Raw genomic sequence first — 20,236 nt, 5'->3', positions numbered from 1 at the left:
TAACAGGTAAAGCAGGAACTAAAGACCCAGTTGAAGTGACTGCAGAACCAGGCTCAACAGTAGCCCTCTACGATAAAGATGGCAACAAGATTGGTGAAGCAACAGCTGACGAAAACGGTGTAGCAACAATCACTCCAACGAAAGATATTCCAGTAGGTAATGTAACAGCGACAGCGACAGACCCATCAGGAAATACATCAGACGCCAGCGATGCGGCAGTAGCAACTGACACAACAGCTCCAGCGAAACCAGAAGTTAAGACAGATCTAACAGGTAAAGCAGGAACTAAAGACCCAGTTGAAGTCAGTGCAGAACCAGGCTCAACAGTAGCCCTCTACGATAAAGATGGCAACAAGATTGGTGAAGCAACAGCTGACGAAAACGGTGTAGCAACAATCACTCCAACGAAAGATATTCCAGTAGGTAATGTGACAGCGACAGCGACAGACCCATCAGGAAATACATCAGACGTAAGTGAACCAAAAGTTGCGACAGATACAACAGCTCCAGCGAAACCAGAAGTTAAGACAGATCTAACAGGTAAAGCAGGAACTAAAGACCCAGTTGAAGTGACTGCAGAACCAGGCTCAACAGTAGCCCTCTACGATAAAGATGGCAACAAGATTGGTGAAGCAACAGCTGACGAAAACGGTGTAGCAACAATCACTCCAACGAAAGATATTCCAGTAGGTAATGTAACAGCGACAGCGACAGACCCATCAGGAAATACATCAGACGTAAGTGAACCAAAAGTTGCGACAGATACAACAGCTCCAGCGAAACCAGAAGTTAAGACAGATTTAACAGGTAAAGCAGGAACTAAAGATCCAGTTGAAGTGACTGCAGCACCAGGCACTAAGGTAGAATTGTTCGACAAAGATGGTAACAAGATTGGTGAAGCAACAGCTGATGAAAACGGTAAAGCTACGATCACGCCAACCGTTGATATTCCAGCAGGTAATGTAACAGCTAAAGCTACGAAAGATGGTCAAACATCAGATGCAAGCGCACCAAAAGAAGCTACAGCAGCAACACCAGCTAAACCAAGCCAACCAGTAGTCGATACAGACCTTACAGGTAAAGCAGGAACTAAAGATCCAGTTGAAGTGACTGCAGCACCAGGCACTAAGGTAGAATTGTTCGACAAAGATGGTAACAAGATTGGTGAAGCAACAGCTGATGAAAATGGTAAAGCTACGATCACGCCAACCGTTGATATTCCAGCAGGTAATGTAACAGCTAAAGCTACGAAAGATGGTCAAACATCAGATGCAAGCGCACCAAAAGTTGCGACAGATACCACAGCGCCAGCTAAACCAGTTGTGAACCCGGTTAAAGCAGGTGGCACAGCGATCACAGGTACAGCCGAAGCAGGCTCAACTGTAGAAGTCACTCTTCCAGATGGCTCTAAATTATCGGCTAAAGCTGACCAAGATGGAAACTTCAGCGTTCCAGTCAGCGGTTTGGAAGAAGGTAAGACAGTATCTGTAACAGCCACAGATAACGCAGGTAACACATCAGATGCGACAACTGTAACCGTAGCGAAAACAGCTGATACGACAGCTCCATCAGCACCAGTTGTAAACCCAGTTAAAGCAGGTACTACAGCAGTAACAGGAACAGCCGAAGCCGGTTCAACAGTAGAAGTAACGCTTCCGGATGGCTCTAAAGTATCGGCGAAAGCTGACCAAGATGGAAACTTCAGTGTACCAGTCAGCGGTTTGAAAGAGGGTGATACAGTTTCTGTCACTGCAACAGATGACGCAGGCAACACCTCTAACCCAACATCAGTGACTGTAGGTAAAGGAATTGATACGACAGCTCCATCAGCACCAGTTGTGAACCTAGTTAAAGCTGGTGACACAGTAATCACAGGAACAGCCGAAGCTGGCTCAACTGTAGAAGTAACCCTTCCAGATGGTTCTAAAGTATCAGCTAAAGCTGACCAAGATGGTAACTTCAGTGTTCCAGTAAGTGGTTTGAAGGAAGGTGACACAGTTTCTGTCACTGCAACAGATGACGCAGACAACACCTCTAACCCAACATCAGTGACTGTAGGTAAGGGAACTGATACGACAGCTCCAGATGCACCAGTTGTGACTACTGATCTTACAGGTAAGGCTGGCACTCGTACTCCAATTGATGTTATTGCAGAACCAGGCACTAAGGTAGAATTGTTCGACAAAGATGGTAACAAGATTGGTGAAGCTACAGCTGATGAAACAGGTCATGCCGTAGTAGTTCCAACAGTTAACATTCCAGAAGGTACTGTGACAGCGAAAGCGACAGACCTAGCAGGTAATGTTTCAGGAGCTAGTGCTCCAATGTTTGCCACAACAAGTGGAACAGTAGATTCCTTTAACAATGGTAAGGGTTCTGAGAATACTCCAACAGTTGTTAAACCGACACTAAGTGGCAAAGTTGAGTCATCAACTACTTCAGCGAAACGCATGAACCTTAAAACTAGGGCAAATATTTCAGCAACTGAAAAAGATGCTTCTACACTTCCAGAAACAGGAGACGAAGCATCTATCGGTGGCGTAGTCCTTGGTGGAATTCTAGCGGCAGCTGGAATCGCCATTGCAGGAAAACGTAGAAAAGAAGATTAAGATAAAATATTCTTATAGAAGTGATTTAAATAGTCTTCTAAGTTTTCAAACCTAAAGACTCATCCCTGATAGGGGTGAGTCTTTTTGTGTCACGAAAACCACTAGATATGCTAATGGTTCCGAAAAGCTTTTAGCGATGTGTCAAAAAAGCCCCCTAAAGTGTAATATTAGATAGGGTTTCCCGACCACTAACTAATATACAAAAGGAGGAACAGTGATGAGAAAGGATAATAATAGTTTATCGTATACTAACATGAAAGGATACTACCGTTTGCGACGAATTCGAGCAGTTAAACCAAGGTTTTTCATCAGATGTTTGAAAGTACGCCAAAAGGTACGGTTTATCACGATGGACATGTCAGGAGCCTATATGCCACTAGCTCGAAGGCTTTTTCCAAATGCCAAAATCATTATTGATCGTTTCCACATTATCCAGCACCTTGGTCGAGCCTTTTTAAAGACAAGAATTGCCATTATGAACCAATTTGATAAGAAGTCACTACCTTATCGAGCTTTAAAAAATCACTGCAGACTCTTCCAAAAGGACAGCCGTAAGTTATCTTGTAAATCATTTCACTCGAAAACCTTCCATCAAACATTATGTCCACATGAAGTCGTTGAGAAGACACTGAATTTCTCAGAAGAACTCGCCGATTATTATAACCTCTATCAGCTTTTGCTTTTTCACTTTCAGGAAAAAAGAGTGGATGAGTTTTTTGAACTCATAGAGGAGAATATAAGCAAGGTCAATCACTACTTTCAAACGGTCTTTAGGACTTTTCTTAGACACAAGCAATACATCAAGAATGTGCTAGAAACACAGTACTCAAATGCAAAATTGGAGGGGACCAATAAGCTTATCAAAGATATTAAACGTCTGGGCTTCGGTTTTAGAAATTTTATCAACTTTAGGAAGCTTGTTTTCATCACTCTGAACATACAAAACACATTTCAGAGAACAGAGTAGGTAACTTGGCTGAGAAGTTAGTTGGACTGGCAAAGCAATCTTATTCTGCCATTTCAAAAACCTCTCCTATAATAGAAGAGGTTAAGTATAATGCACAGGAACTTATAAGGTTGACAAACCGTCGGGAACAAATTTTAGAACAGTTGATAGAGTTAGCTAAACCTCTACCTGAATATGAGATTCTTCTCTCTATTCCTGGTATCGCAGAGACAACGGCTACAAGTGTTATTGGCGAATTAGGAGACATTCGTCGCTTTAAGTCTGCTTATCAAATCAACGTTTTTATCGGTATTGATCTCAAACACTATGAATCAGGAGATTTCCTAGGTCAAGAGCATATTACTAAGCGTGGGAATCCTTATGCAAGAAAAATTCTGCACAAATGTATTCACAATATCGCTTCCGCTAGCCATACCAATCTTTTCCATATCTCAGATTTCTATGAGAAACGAAAAAGACAATCGCAGACAACTTCAACTAAGCCTCATACGATTGCCTCTATACATCGCCTTATTAGGACAATGTATTATCTTATAATGCATAATGAACTTTAAGACTATACTTTAGCCCAAAGTCATTAAAGTCGTCCATGCCCTATAATTCTAACACCTTGTTTCAAAAAATACCAGATAAGGTGTCGTTTTTATATGCTCAAATGTCAGAAAAAACGGCTTGAACTATCCCTCAAAAAATTCTCTTCATACACTTTCAGAAATAATGTTGAGTCAGAAACCGTATTATACTTGACAAATGATAGAAAAAGAGAAGACCTATCTAGTCCTCTCTAGATGTTAGCTTTTCGTCACCCACTACAGTTGACAAAGAACCTTTTTAAATAGTAGCTCATACATGAGTAATATGTTAGTTAGAAGCTAAATGTGAAGTCTCTAAGATAGCAGTTAATTAGAGACGAGGGGAAGGATAAATTCATTTAAATATGAGTCTACTAACGTGATTATAGCAGTGAAATGAGAAATTTGCAACAACTTTTATAAAAACAATATTTTCTGATATAGTGAAGTGAATTTTCAGACTAAGTTATAATTATATAAGAAAATAGAATCTAGTTTAAGATTTATTAATTTATTATTGAGGTGATCTCAGGGGGCGTCAACGCATGGTTACAATTTAACATTTTATATTTTGATAATAAATGGATGTTTAATTTAAAAGACTAATTATATTCTTTCATACACGAAAGAATTTATATAATGAGATTATGTGATGATTGTTATTTAGATTATATTATGTTAAACTATTTATTAGCTAGTTTATCCATATAGTATGTCTCAAGCCAATGGGTAAACTCTGGAATATTAATGCGAAAAAAACGCGAGAGAAGTTCTTGCGTTTTTTTCTTGTCAAAATTAGTAGTCTTTATTTATCTTTTTAATTAAAATGTTAGATATATGGGGATATCAGTATAATTTATAAAATTATTTAACTCAAAATATATCACTACTTTGAATTTCAAGAGAATATTTTTACAAATGTTAGAGTCTTTATAATTAGTTATATGAAAAGGTTTTAGAAGTTTTCATGAAAGAAAAGTATGGTCGCTAAACAATTGTTTATATTGATTAAAAATTAGAGAAAATGCTTGCTTAAAGATTAAAAAAAGGATATGATAGACTTTGGAAGAAGGTTAATAAATGTATAGAGTGCGTGTTTTTTCAATAACGTCTTCGTTTTTTTGACGTGCCTTGGGGTACAAGGATTAACATATAGGAAGATTTTGAATGAAACAAGCAAATCATGTTTTTGAAAAAGTGACAAAATACGCCATTCGTAAATTGTCAGTAGGTGTAGGGCCAGTTGCTATCGGGACATTCTTGTTAGCAGGTGGTCTTTTCGTGTCTAAACCAGTTTCGGCAGACCAGGTTACTTCGGATGCATCGGTACACATGTCCTATGTCACAGAAAATGAATTAACAGCTGAAGAGCAGAAGCAAGTGGTACATGCTATTCCTAAGGAATATCAAAATGAGGACACTTTTTATCTAGTTTATAAACGTAAGGGAGACAGTCAAGCTACTCTTCCTCAGACAGGAAGTTCTGACTGGGCAGCGACAGGTTTGGGATTGGCAACAGCGACTATGGCTGTGCTCCTATTTTCAAAAAAACATCGTAAAAAAATTATTGGCTTGGTCTTGATTGGGGCCGCAGGGCAAAGTCTCCTTGTGCCGATAGAGGTTCTTGCCTTGCAAAACAAGGAGTTGCAGGCCTATAATCAAACTCTTGCGGTTTCAAATAAAGAAGATTTGGCTAAGGGTGTTATTGCCATTGATGGTTATGAGTATATGGGTTATCTGCGTTACTCTGCTAAGCCGGAGCTTGAACAACCTTTGGAGAATACTTTGCAAGGGCTTGAGTCTTTAATAAAAGAAGATAATACAGTTAGTCAGGGGACAGCTGATAGGGATAGTAAGGGAATCAGTTGGAAAAAAGGAACACAGGAGCCAGGTCATGAAGGCGAGGCAGCTGTTCAACCTGCTACCCCAGAGTACACTGGACCGATTAGTGCCAATGGTACCCAAGAAGTTGGACACGAAGGCGAAGCTCTAGTTCAGCCTGCTAATCCAGATTACACTGGACCGATTAGTGCCAATGGTACCCAAGAAGTTGGACACGAAGGCGAGGCTCTTGTTCAACCCGCAGCTCCAGAATATACTGGACCGATTAGTGCTAATGGAACGCAAGAAGTAGGTCACGAAGGCGAAGCCCTTGTTCAACCTGCCAATCCAGAGTACACCGGTTCAATCAGTAGCGATACTACAAGTGCTAATGGAACGCAGGAAGTTGGTCACGAGGGTGAAGCATGGGTCCAACCGGCTAATCCAGAGTACACTGGACCGATCAGTGCTAACGGTACCCAAGAAGTTGGTCACGAGGGTGAAGCATGGGTCCAACCAGCTAATCCAGAGTACACTGGACCAATCAGTGCTAACGGTACCCAAGAAGTTGGTCACGAAGGCGAGGCAGTTGTTCAACCAGCTAACCCAGAGTACACCGGTCCAATCAGTGCCAATGGTACCCAAGAAGTTGGCCATGAAGGCGAAGCAGCTGTTCAACCTGCAAATCCAGACTATACTGGCAAACTGGAAGCTAAGGGTACACAAGAATCCGGTCATGAAGGCGAAGCCCTTGTTCAACCTACAAATCCAGAGTACACAGGCAAACTGGAAACCAAGGGTACACAAGAATCAGGTCACGAAGGTGAGGCTCTTGTCCAAGCTGAGAATCCTGTTCATAACCCAGTTGTTGGAAGTGTCACAGAGACTGAAACGCAAGCCATCGATTATCCTATCGAAGTTATCACCGATGATAGCAAGTATGTGGATGAAGAGGTTGTCGAGCAAGAAGGTCAAAAAGGTAGCCAAGAAATCCAGAAAATTTACCAAACCATTGATGGTGTCAAGGTTGGTGAGCCAACTATTGTATCAGGTAAGGTTATTGAGGTGCCACAACCTAGAAAGCTTCGTCGTGGCAGCAAGCCTCTAGATGGAACAACGACGGAAGAGTCTATCGTAGAGCTTCCATTTAAAGAGATTGTCCAAGAAGATGATAGTCTTGAAAAGGGCACTCTAAAGGTTGTTCAAGAAGGCCAAAAAGGTCAAAATAAAATCACCAAGGTCTATAAGACCTTTAAGGGGAATAAGACTGCTGAAGAACCAACTGTTACTGAAACAGTGCTAGTTCCTGTCCAAGATCGTATCGTCCGCAAAGGGACTAAGATATCAGAAAAACCAGTTCTTACACTGACACAGATTGACAAGGATGACTTGGGTCGAAGTGCCAAGCTTAGCTACCAATTGACTAATCCTGGTTCAGCAGCTATTACGACTATTAAAGCGGTACTTAAGAAAGATGGACAGGTTGTCCAAACGCTTAATATTCCTAGCACGACCTTGACTGCTGATTTAACAAACTTAGACTATTACAAGCCTTATACGCTTACAACAACCATGACCTTTGATCGTGGTAATGGTGAGGAGAGTCAGGTTTTGGCAGACCAAACTATCCAACTTGATCTCAAGAAGGTTGAGCTTAAAGATTTTGCCCGTACGGATTTGATTAAGTATGACAATCAAACAGAAGTGGATGAGACCCGTCTGACAGCTGTACCTCAAGACCTCACGAATTATTACTTGAAGATGACTTCTGCGGATCAGAAGACCACTTACTTGGCAGTGAAAGCCATCGAAGAGACAACAGTTGATGGCAAGGCGGTTTATAAGGTAACTGCAGAAGCGGATAATTTGGTGCAACGTGATGGCCAAAATCATTTTGCTCAAACTTATAGCTACTACATTGAGAAACCTAAGCCTAGCCAAGCTAATGTTTACTATGATTTTGCTGAGTTGGTCAATGCCATTCAGGCTAATCCATCAGGTGAATTTAGACTGGGTCAAAGTATGAGTGCTCGTCACGTCGTTCCAAATGGCAAATCATACATTACGACCGAATTTACTGGTAAGTTGATTAGTGATGGTGACAAACGCTTTGCCATCTATGATTTGGAACACCCATTGTTCAATGTTATCAATGGGGGAACCATTAAGAATATCAACTTTGAAAATGTAGACATCAATCGCCCTGGTCAGAATCAAATAGCGACAGTTGGATTTAACCTTAAAAACAAAGGTTTGATTGAAGATGTTAAGGTGACTGGTTCAGTTACTGGTAATAATGACGTTGCAGGTATTGTCAATAAGATTGATGAAGATGGCAAGATTGAAAATATCGCCTTTATCGGTAAGATTAACTCTGTTGGTAATAACTCGACAGTTGGTGGGATTGCTGGTTCAAACTACATGGGATTTGTTAACAGAGCTTATGTGGATGCGACTATTACGGCCAACAATGCCAATGCAAGTATGCTGGTACCATATGTTACTTACATGCTCAACAGTTGGAAATCAGGAACTAAGGCAAGGGTAACAAATTCAGTAGCCAAAGGTGTTCTTGATGTTAAAAACACAAGATATGTCGGTGGTATTGTTGCTAAGACTTGGCCTTACGGAGCTGTTCAAGACAACGTGACCTATGCCAAGGTAGTTAAAGGTCAAGAAATTTTTGCATCTAATGATGTTGATGACGAAGATGGTGGACCTCATATCAAAGACCTCTTTGGGGTTATCGGCTATAGTTCTGCCGAAGATGGCACTGGTAGAGATACCAAGAGTCCGAAAAAACTCAAACATTTGACTAAGGAAGAAGCTGACAAGCGTGTTGAAGGCTACAAAATCACAGCAGATACATTTGTCAGCGAACCTTACGAGTTGAATATTCTTAATAATGTTTCTAGTCAAGCTGATTTTGCCAATATTCAAGACTATAAGCCAGAATACAACCAGGCTTACAAGAATGTTGAGAAACTTCAACCGTTCTATAACAAGGATTATATTGTCTATCAAGCAAATAAACTGGCTAAAGACCATAACCTGAATACCAAAGAAGTACTCTCAGTGACACCAATGAAAGACAGTAATTTTGTCACAGACTTAAGCGATGCCAACAAGATTATTGTTCACTATGCTGATGGTACTAAAGACTACTTCAAGCTTTCAGATAGTTCAGAAGGTTTGAGCAACGTTAAGGAGTACACTGTTACTGATTTGGGTATCAAGTACACTCCGAATATTGTTCAAAAAGACCACTCAAGTCTTATCAATGGTATTGTTGATATTCTTAAGCCGATTGAGTTGCAGTCTGATCCGATTTACCAAAAACTTGGTCGTACCGGTCCAAACAAGGTCAATGCTATCAAGAACCTCTTCTTGGAAGAAAGTTTTGAAGCTGTTAAGGCTAATTTAACTAACCTGGTGACTAAGCTGGTTCAAAATGAAGACCACCAGCTTAACCAATCACCAGCTGCCCAACAAATGATTCTTGACAAGGTTGAGAAAAATAAAGCGGCCCTCTTGTTAGGTTTGACTTACTTGAATCGCTACTATGGTGTTAAGTTCGATGATGTTAATATCAAAGAAATCATGCTCTTCAAACCAGATTTCTATGGTAAAAATGTGGATGTCCTTGACCGTTTGATTGAGATTGGCTCTAAGGAAAATAATATCAGTGGTTCAAGAACATACGATGCTTTTGGTGAAGTTCTCGCCAAAAGTACCCTTTCTAGTGATCTGACCGACTTCCTTAATTACAACCGAAAACTCTTTACCACTATCGACAATATGAATGATTGGTTCATTGATGCTGCTAAGGATAAGGTCTATGTTGTTGAGAAGGCATCTCGAAATGAAGGTGTCGGTGAGCACAAGTATCGTGTTTATGATAACCTTAGTCGTGGTCTCCACCGCAAGATGATTTTGCCATTGTTGAACCTTGATAAGACAGAGATGTTCTTGATTTCTACCTATGACACCATGTCTTATGGTACGGCTAACAAGTACAATACAACCTTAGAGAAGTTGAAACCTGAGATTGATCTAGCCGCTCAACGTCAAATCAACTATCTTGATTTCTGGCAAAGATTGGCTGCGGATAATGTCAAAAACAAATTGTTCAAAGACATTGTCAATCCAGTCTGGGAAGGTTTCTATGTCTGGGGTCATGGTTGGCCAGGTTGGCCAGAGCGCTACGGCCAATTCAAGAACAGTACGGAAGTCTATGCGCCAATCCGTGAAATCTATGGACCAGTTGGTGAGTACTACGGTGATAACGGAGCCATGGCAGGTGCCTATGCTGCCATCTACGACAACCCATACGATAATCGTGCCAAGGTTACCTTCGTCATGTCTAACATGATTAGCGAGTACGGTGCTTCAGCCTTTACCCATGAAACGACTCATATTAATGACCGTATTGCCTACTTTGGAGGTTTTGGTCGTCGTGAGGGAACAGACGTTGAAGCCTATGCTCAAGGAATGTTGCAATCACCAGCAACTCAGGGCCACCAGGGTGAATACGGTGCCCTGGGACTTAACATGGCCTTTGAAAGAGAAAACGATGGTAATCAGTGGTACAACACCAATCCAAACAAGTTGAACTCTCGTGAGGCCATCGATCGTTACATGAAAGGCTACAATGATACCCTCATGCTTCTTGATTCGCTGGAAGGGGAAGCAGTCCTCAGTCAAGGCAAGCAAGAGCTCAATAACGCATGGTTCAAGAAGGTCGATAAACAGCTACGAGGTAATAGTAAGAACCAATACGACAAGGTGCGTGCTCTAAGTGATAGCGAAAAGGCTATTAGCTTGACCTCTATTGATGACCTTGTGGATAATAACTTCATGACCAATCGTGGACCTGGAAATGGTGTTTATAAACCGGAGGACTTCTCTTCTGCCTATGTCAATGTGCCTATGATGTCTGCCATTTATGGTGGTAATACCAGTGAGGGCTCTCCAGGTGCTATGTCCTTCAAGCACAATACCTTCAGACTCTGGGGTTACTACGGCTATGAAAAAGGCTTCCTAGGTTATGCGACTAACAAGTATAAACAAGAAGCGAAAGCAGCTGGTAAGAACACTCTTGGAGATGACTTTATCATTAACAAGATTTCTGATGGTCAGTTCAACACCCTAGAAGACTTCAAGAAAGCCTACTTCAAAGAAGTCAAAGAGAAAGCGTCACATGGTTTGACGACAGTTACTATTGACGGTAAATCAGTAAGCTCTTACGATGATTTGTTAGCCTTGTTTAAAGCTGCAGTTGCCAAAGATGCTGCAAGTCTTAAAACGGATAATAACGGCAATAAATCTGTATCTACAAGCTATACAACAAAACTCAAAGAAGCTGTCTACAAGAAACTCCTACAAGAGACAGATAGTTTCACAAGTTCTATTTTCAAATAATAGATGAAAGAATCCCTTTTGGTCAATGCCAAAGGGATTTTTGAATCTGTTGGGAATATGGGAAGTAGGAGCCTCTAGGTCAGTATTGGCAAGGGATTGAGAGAGATGTGGGTTGAGCCATTAAAACGTTTTCTTTTTGAAGGGAGAGAGTTTTGTATTTTAATAAATATCACCAAAACTAAAAAATAAGGTTAGAGTGACGAAGGTTTTTAATAAAAGATGCTTTCATATAAAAGTATTTTAAAAATTATAAAACTGACAAAATAGGGAATTGTGCTAAATAAAAGCACGAACGTTTTGATGTTTCAAAGGACTTAGATAAAAGTTTTAAATTAACATTCTCTAATGAAAGTTAAACTTTAGAACAATAATCATTATATATTTGACAATTTAATAATTGTAGTATAAAATGGAAACTGTATATAAAGTAATTTGGATATTGAGGAAATTTATTATTATGAGAGATATGTTTAATAAACGCCAACGTTTTTCATTAAGAAAATACAGCTTTGGTGTAGCCTCTGTCCTTTTGGGAGTTTCAATCTTCTCAAATGCACAGGGTGCCCAAGCTGATGAAACGGTAGCACCAACTACCGCAGGTATGGAAACAACTGCTGAGCCAGATGTAGTCGTGGAGCAATCAACACCAACGACAGCATCAGTAGCGCCAGCAACAACAGAAAACGCACCAAGTTCAGTCTCTACTGTAGCTTTGGCTAGTGAACAACCACAATCAGCAGCTCAAAACAGCCAAACAGCTTCAACAACTAGTCAAACAGCAGCTAGTTCAGAAGCAGCTTCTCAGGCTGCATCGCAAGCGAGCTCTGAATCTGCAGCAGCGACTGCTTCATCTGTAGCGACTAGCGCCCAAGCTCTTAGCTCAACAGCAGTAGCCGAAGTTCCTGTTGCTGGTCAAGTATCAGCACAAACAAGTACAGCAGCTTCAGTTGCGACTGCAGCAGAAACTGCCAGCGCAGAGTCTACAACCAATGCTGTAAATAGCGTCCTTAAAGTGGCGACTAGTGAGTTGGCCGTGACAAGCAGTGAATTGAATGCTGCTGAAGCAAGCCTTAACTCTGAAAATCTCATCAATGCTATGGGACTTGCGGTATCAAACCGTAGCCTTCGTACAGCTGATGCGGTTGCTGTTTTGACAAATGCTGGAGCAAGCTCAACAAACCCTGACTTGACAAACCTCGGCTATAAACTTGCCTATTTGCCAGAACGTCAACAATACTTTGTTAACATTGATTACATCAACCACCTCAAAGTCGGTCGTGATAACCGTGGGGTTATGAGACCTTATGACTACATTACAAATGGTAACTACATGGTTGTCGTAAACTATGCCAACCTTGGTATTATTGACTACGTTGATGAAGCAGGAAACAAGATTCCAGGATCTTCAACATATCGTATCAACAACTCAACTGAAACAATCACAGCAAACGGTAAGACTTACAATAAAATCTACGATGCTGGTGTAACAGAACTTCCACCAGTACCAGCAGGATACCGCATCAAATATGCCTCTGCTGACAAATCTAAAGCTAATGCTTATGTAGATGTTTTGAAGTCAGAACGTCAATATGACTATACAAATGGTATTGCAACCATTCGCTCAGATCGTACTTGGGACTTTAACCAAAGTCGTGTTGTTGACCTTGTTCAATTTGCTAACGGTTCACAAGGATTGGATGCTTCAATTGATGCCAATGGTGGTGGTCAATACCTAGCTCCAGGTTACCGTTACCACATTATCGTTGAAAAAGACACTAAAGATGTCACAAAAGCAACAAGTCAAACAGTAACTTACACTGGTGCTGATACGAAGACACCAGCTGCTAACACTCAAAATGACTTTAGCTTCAACGGTAAAGAAGATCCTACAACTAATACAACAACTTGGACAGCAACAAGCCATACTTACGGCACAGTTAAGACTCCAGTTGTCATTGGTTACTATGCAGATAAAGCCGTAGCAGGTGGCAAGACAGTTACTCCAGATGCACCAAATGCGACAGACGCAGTGACATACAAAGCCTTTGGTAAATTTATCGCTGTGGATGAAAATGGCAATCCAATTCCAGGTGTATCAACAACTGCCTACACTAACGATCCTAATGATGCGACTAAGATGATTGCCATCGACAAGACGCTTCCAAGTATTCCTGGTTACACTGTTAAGGTTGTCCCTGCATCACCATCAAATCCAGGTGAAGACACTCGTGTCGTTTACGTAGCAATCGTTAACGATGTGACTAAGGCAACGAAACAAACAGTTACCTTCCAAGGTGCTGGCGATAAAACTCCAGCTGCAGATGTGAAATCTGACTATACCTTTGCAGGTAAGGATAACCAAGCGACTGGTAAGGTGACTTGGAAGGTAACTAGCCACACTTACGGTACAGTTAAGGTTCCTGTTGTTAATGGCTACTTTGCCGATAAAGCGGTAGCAGGTGGTAAGACAGTAACTCCAGATGCTCCAGAAGCAACTGACACCGTAACGTATAAGGCCTTTGGTAAATTTGTCATTGTTGATGAAAATGGTAAGCCAATTGCAGGTGTCTCTGATACTGCCTACATCAATGATCCTAACGATCCAACTAAGATGATTGCAGTTGACAAGAACTTGCCAACTATCCCAGGTTACACTGCTAAGGTAGTACCTGCAACACCAGGTGACTTGTCTAGCGATACTAAGGTTGTTTACGTTAAGAACGATCAAAAAGCAAGTGTTGTTTACCGTGATGAAACAAGTGGTTCAACCCTTGAAACTGTTGCTTTGGCTGGTAAGTCTGGTGAAGCGGTTAACTATTCAACAGCTGAACGTATCAAACACTATCAAGACCTTGGCTATGTCCTTGTAACAGATGGTTACCCAGCTGGTGCAAGCTTTGACTTGGATAGCACAGTTGACCAAGCTTGGACAGTAAGCTTCAAACGTGTAGCACTTGACTTTAATCCAGACAATGCTCACGAACCAGGAACACCAATCTATCCTAACCAACCAAACGGTCCAAAATGGCCAGCTAAGGATGCTTACCTTAAAGATGTGACATACACTGTTCACTATGCAAGCAAAGATAGCAATGCTAAATTGCCAGCAGACAGTGTTCAGAAAGCACAATGGAAACGTTCATTGACGCTTGACTCTGTAACAGGTGATATTCTTACTGCAGGTGAATGGAAGGCAGATAAGACTAAGTTTGATATCGTGATTACACCAATGGTAAACGGTTACTTCGCAGATAAAGGTCGTGTGGCTTCTCAAGATGTCACTATGGACAGCAAGGTTGAGACTGTTACTTACACTAAATTCGGTAAGATTATTGCCGTTGACAAAAAAGGTAATCCAATCCCGGGTGTTGAAGCAGTTACTTACACAAATGATCCTAACGATCCAACTAAGGCTGCTATGACACTTGTTCCTGAAGTGAAAGGTTACAAGGCTGATAAGACAGGTGTGACACCAAGCAACCCAGGTGAAGATACAAAGGTTGTTTACAAGGTTGTTAACGCAGAACCTGCTAAACCAGCAGTTAACAAAGAAGTTGGTACTATCGTCGTTATCTACCGTGACGAGTATGGTAACCAAATCAAGATGCCACTTGTTATCACTAACTCTGTTGGTGCTGAAGTTGATGTTCATGGTGATCGCTACATCTACCGTAACGGTGTGAAATACGAATTGATTCGTCAAGAAGGTAAATCTACAGACAAGATGACAGAAGGTCAAACAGTCGTGACTTACATCTACCGTAAGGTCGAAGATGGCTCAACACCATCAAACGGTAATGGCGGACAATCTGGAAGCTCAACATCTAAAGCTGTCAAAGCAACTTCAAACGGATCTAAGGGTTCTAAAGGTTCTGGATCTGGCTCAGCAGCTGATGGCGCTTCAGATGGTAAAGGTTCAGATAAGAAGAAATCTGGAAACAAAGATGGTAAGAAGGCAGATGGTTCTGATAAAGCTAAAGAAGGCGACGAACAATTGCCAGTAACAGGTGAGACAGATAACAACCTCGCAGCAATGGGTGTTGTTGTTATGGGACTCATGTCAGGACTTGCGGCTATGAATCGTCGTAAAAACCAAGACTAAGATTTCCACACCTTATCTCTCATAAATTCTAAAAATAAAATCTCTCTCGAGTGAATTGCTCGGGAGAGATTTTTTGGTCTGCGGATAAAATTCACGGAATCTCCCAAGGTTTGTGAATCTTTTAAGCAGTATTTAGCTTGATAAGGTACAATAGAGTAAGACAAAACGAATGAGGAGACTGTCATGAAGTTTTTACATACGTCAGATTGGCATGTGGGGCGAACCCTCAATGGCTGGTCTTTGTTGGAGGAGCAGGAGTGGGCCTTTCAACAGATTGTGGATTTAGCTATTAGCGAAAAAGTGGATGGGGTTATCATTGCGGGAGACCTCTATGACCGTGCGGTGCCGCCTGTGGATGCGATTAAGCTATTTAATAAGACCTTGGCCCGCTTGGTGTTGGAGGAGCAGATTCCTGTCTATGCTATCAGTGGCAACCACGATGGTGCTGAACGTTTGCATTTTGGACGAGAGTTTTTTCAACATCAGGGTCTTCATTTAAGCACACGTTTGGAGGAGGCTTTTGAGCCTATTGAGTTGGAGGCTTGCCAGATTTTCCTGCTTCCCTTTATTGACCCCATTGATGCTCGTATTTACTATAAAGACGATGAGAATAAGGAAGTTCAGGGAATTGGTGATGCCTTGGCCTATATTCTCGAGGATATGGAAAAAGCTTTTGATCCTGACAAGGCCCATGTCTTGGTGACGCATTTTGCGGTTTCTAAAAAGGATGATAGCGATGGTCAAAGTCTACGGGAATTGATGTTGTCTGAAACCAGCAATACGGTAGGTGGTCTTACCAATGTGACCAGTGACCTTTTCAAGGCTTTCGATTATGTGGCCTTGGGGCATATCCATACGCGTTTTGCCAGTCCGAGCCAGCGCGTGCAATATTCAGGCAGTCCGGTCGCCTTTAATGTCAAAGAAGCCAAGCGTAAGGAAGAAAAAGGCGTTTATATTCTTGACTTGGATGCAACTGGAGACTTGTCTCAGGCCTTCCATCCTTTAGAGGTCAGACGGCCGATTGTGACCTTGCAGGAGCCTTTTGAAACCTTGGTGTCACCTGAATTTTATAAGGTACAACCTTGTCAAAAGGCTTGGTTTGCCTTTGATATTCAATTGTCCAGTCGTAAGGAACTAGAGGGCATCAATGTGCGTGCCCGTTTGGAAGAAATTTATGGGACAGACATTGTAGAAATCACTTTCAGTCGTTTGGGTGATGTCAGGGAAGAAAACGTGACTGTTGATCAGCACTTAAAAGATTTGGAAATGCAGTCGCCTCAGGAAATTGTCTCTGATTTTTACCAGACAGTGACTGGGGGCGATGTCTTGTCTGAGAGACAAACTGCCCTTGTGGAAAGTATTTTTGAGGAGATTGGAAGGAGCCGACAATGAGACCAGTTCAGTTAGAATTGACCAATTTTGGACCTTATCGTAAGGAAGTCATCAATTTCACCCAGTTTGACCATGCTCCCCTCTTTTTGATTGGTGGTGACACAGGGGCTGGTAAGAGTACTCTCTTTGACGCTATGACAGTGGCCTTGTTTGCGACGACCAGTGGTGATCGTAATGTTGAGGAGATGCGGTCGACCTTTGCTGGTCCAGAGGATGATTTGACCAAGGTGACTTTTTACTTTCAACAGGGCAACCACCTTTATCGCATTGAGCGAGTTCTCCAGCAGGAGAGGGCCAAGCGGGGTGGTGGTACGACCATACAAAAAGCAACGGCTTCCTTAGTCATTGTGGATAAGATTGGTGGTCAGGAAATTGAAAAGCTTGGGGATAAAATCAAGGAAGTTAGTGACCAGATTGAGCAGATTTTGGGTCTCAATGCCGAGCAGTTCAAACAGATTATCCTCCTTCCGCAAAATGATTTCAGCCGTTTCTTGAAAGAAGATTCCAAGACCAAGACTCAAATTTTGAAGAAAATCTTTGGAACAGGTATTTTTGACCGTTTTCAAAAGAGCTTGGAAGAGCGTCTTCGTCAGAGCAACAAGGATATGGAGAAGCGCCAGGCTCAGTTAGATGGCCATTTTGCCAGTCAGGTTTGGTCTGAGGAAGAATTAGCTGTTTTGGCCCAAACACCAGCTTCTGAAAAATTAGCACGCCTCGAAGAACTTTTGGCACAACGTCAAGAAAATCTTGAAGAGCAGAAAAGCATTTTGAAGGATGCCCATGAGGATTTGGCTAAGCTGCAAAAGAGCTTACAAACTGCACAAGATGTAGCAAAGATTTTCCAAGAATTGGAGCAAGCCAAGGAGCGTTACCGTCTAGAAATTGAGGAAGGGGCTCAGGGACAAGCAGAGGCGAAATCGCATCTGGAGGAATTGCAGTTCGCCCAAGGGCTGCAGGAAACCATCAGCAGCTTGAAGCAGTATCAGAAGCAGTTGTTGCAAGTAGAGCAAGACCTTGAAATTGCTCAGGAGGCGCTAAGTGCTCAGGAGCAGGCTTTTGAGGAAGTCAAGGCTCAAAAAGAGACGCTTGCAACTCAATCTGAGGATTTTCTTCAAAAAGAAGGGAAACTGGAAGCGTGGAAAGAGGCTATTATCTATGCCCAGAGTCTTGCCCAAGAGCAGGAGAAAATCAAACAGTCGAGTGCTAACTACAAGAGGTTAGAAGAAACCTATCAGCGGGCTTCGAAAGAGATTGAGCTCCTTTCCCAGTCCTTGTCAGATTTGGAGGCCAATCGTCTTAGTTTAGAGAGTTTGCATGAGGCTGAAAAACTCCTCCAGTCTGTGGGCTACAGTGTGGATAAGCAGCTGGCTCAGGATCTTAAAGAAATAGAGGGCTTGAATCAGGAGTTGGCAAAGACGGAAAAGCGTCATCAAACCTTATCTTTGGATAGTGATCAAGCTCAAGAAATTCTCAAAAGATTGGAAGAGAAGTTAAGAACGACTTTGGCTTCACGACGTCAGCTCATGATTGCCCAGCTGCAGGCAGAATTAGAGGATGGACAGCCCTGTATGGTCTGTGGTTCCTTGGATCATCCTAAGGTCGATGGGACACAGGCTGATGAAGCGGCCTTGAAGGATCTCATGAATCAGGTGGAGGAACTTCAAGCTCAAAAAGAAAAGCAAGTCGCTACCTTGTCAAACCGTCAGGCTACTTTGAGCGAAGTTGAGTCTAAACGTCAAGATTTGCTTGACCAAGTGGCTAAAGTTAAGTTAACTCTTCAAAAACACTATCAAGAACTGGAAGAACAAGTTAAGGGACAGTTTGAATTTGACTTTTCAGAGGATTATGAAGCTGTCCGTGGGCAAACCTTGTTGAGTGCTGTTGAGAAGCATTATCAAGAACTCCAAAAACGCTATGATAAGGAAGAAGCAGACCTTGTCCATTATCAAGAGGAGTTAGCTAAGGCCCAAGAAAAAGCGACAGATTTGGCTAAGAGCTATCAAGAGGCCAAGTCAGCGCTTGACCAAACTAAGGAGCGCCTAAAAGACTTGCAGGAAGCTCATCCAGAGCTGGAGTCTGTAGAGGTCTATCAAGAACGAATTTCCCTTGCGAAGCAGGAGTTGGACCTCTATAATAAGCAGGTCAAGGAAAATGGTGAAGCCTACAACCAACTTCATGCCGACATTCAAGGCATCAAGGGGCAACTTGAGAGCTTGACCAAGTCTAAAGAAAAGACCAGCCAAGAAACGAAGCGTCTATCGGCTGAATTAAATCAAAGTCTTAAGGCTGAAGTGGCGCTCACCAATGACCTAGAACAAATCCAGCTTTGGCTACTTGAAGTGAACAAGCAAGCTATTCCTAAGCTTCAGGCTCAATTGACAAGTTACCAAACCCTTAAACAAGAATTGCAGACCCAGATTAGTAAGAACCAAGAGCTTCTCCAAAATCAAGAAAAACCAGATTTAGCTGCTTTAACACAAGAGGTTCGAATCAGGCAGGAAAGTTACGATAAACAATTGTCTCAGGTCTCTGTCCTGGAAAAGGGACTTAAGGATGCGACGGCTACCTACCAAGCGGCTAAAACTCTTCAAGACAGCAACCAAGAGGCCTTTAAGGCCCATCAAGAACTCAGTGATTTGGTTAAGGTGGTTAAGGGAGAAAATACTGCTCTGACTGGTCGTCTCAATCTTGAGGTCTACGTTATCCGTCAGTATTTCCAACAAATCTTGGACTATGCCAATGCCAACTACATCGGTCTCTTAACGGATAATCGCTATTCCTTTGTCTTGAGCGAGGAAGGACGCAGGGCGCGTGATCACTTTGGCTTGGATATCAACGTCTATGACCAGTTGACAGGTAGTGAACGCTCCGTTAAATCCTTGTCTGGTGGTGAAACCTTTATCGCCGCACTGGCCATTGCCCTATCCCTCTCAGAAGTTGTGCAAAATACCAGCAAGGGTGCCGTTGTTGAAGCCCTCTTCATCGACGAAGGTTTCGGTTCACTTGATAAGGAAGCCCTCACCAAGGCTATCACGGTTCTGGAACAAATTGGTGAAAACCGAATGGTCGGAGTCATCAGCCACGTGGACGACATGAAAGAAGGCATCGCTCAACAACTAGCCATCATCAAGTCACACGATGGTAGTAGTCGCATTAAAATTGTGGATAAGGGGTAGGAAGAGTTGAGAGCTTAAGAGACCTCGCTCAAAACCTTTAAGCATTCTAAGAGATAGTTCCTCGTCAGGGCTATCTCTTTTTCTATCCCCTCTTTATTAGCTTTTTAACTGTCAGTTTTTTCTGAAAATAAAAGGAAATTAGTTTGAAAAAAACCTCTCATAAAAAAGCTAATCTA

The 20,236-nt window shown here is 42.0% G+C and carries 5 protein-coding genes and 2 pseudogenes; all 7 read left to right on the top strand.

All coding sequences use genetic code 11. The features are described 5' to 3' along the window. On the top strand, positions 1 to 2,609 hold a 2,609-nt coding region (locus ACT170_RS10590), incomplete at its 5' end, for an Ig-like domain-containing protein (RefSeq protein WP_444818292.1). Between the two features lie 310 nt (positions 2,610 to 2,919). Beyond that, positions 2,920 to 3,576, top strand: a pseudogene (locus tag ACT170_RS10585) (transposase); the annotation flags it as partial. Next, positions 3,549 to 4,130 (top strand): annotated as a pseudogene (locus tag ACT170_RS10580) (transposase); the annotation flags it as partial. The pseudogenes ACT170_RS10585 and ACT170_RS10580, both read left to right, overlap by 28 nt. A 1,185-nt stretch (positions 4,131 to 5,315) precedes the next feature. Continuing rightward, a complete protein-coding gene (locus ACT170_RS10575) occupies positions 5,316 to 11,390 on the top strand; it encodes a ZmpA/ZmpB/ZmpC family metallo-endopeptidase (RefSeq protein WP_444818291.1) in 6,075 nt (2,024 codons plus the stop codon). Between the two features lie 457 nt (positions 11,391 to 11,847). Further along, the gene (locus tag ACT170_RS10570; protein ID WP_444818290.1) at positions 11,848 to 15,492 is read left to right on the top strand and encodes a mucin-binding protein; all 3,645 of its coding nucleotides are present in this window, start codon (positions 11,848 to 11,850) and stop codon (positions 15,490 to 15,492) included. A gap of 183 nt (positions 15,493 to 15,675) precedes the next feature. Continuing rightward, positions 15,676 to 16,884 carry an exonuclease SbcCD subunit D gene (locus ACT170_RS10565; RefSeq protein WP_444818289.1) on the top strand — a complete coding sequence of 403 codons (1,209 nt, stop codon included), beginning with the start codon at positions 15,676 to 15,678 and terminating at the stop codon, positions 16,882 to 16,884. Beyond that, entirely contained in the window at positions 16,881 to 20,060 is a 3,180-nt protein-coding gene (locus ACT170_RS10560) for an AAA family ATPase (RefSeq protein WP_410532272.1), read from the top strand. Before ACT170_RS10565 ends, ACT170_RS10560 begins: the two co-directional genes overlap by 4 nt. The last annotated feature ends 176 nt before the right edge of the window (positions 20,061 to 20,236 follow it).

Source organism: Streptococcus sp. cx1 (assembly GCF_052384325.1).
GTDB classification, from domain to species: Bacteria; Bacillota; Bacilli; order Lactobacillales; family Streptococcaceae; genus Streptococcus; species Streptococcus salivarius_G.
The sequence above is the reverse complement of the archived record's forward strand: the minus strand, read 5'-3'. Positions and strand labels throughout refer to the sequence as shown.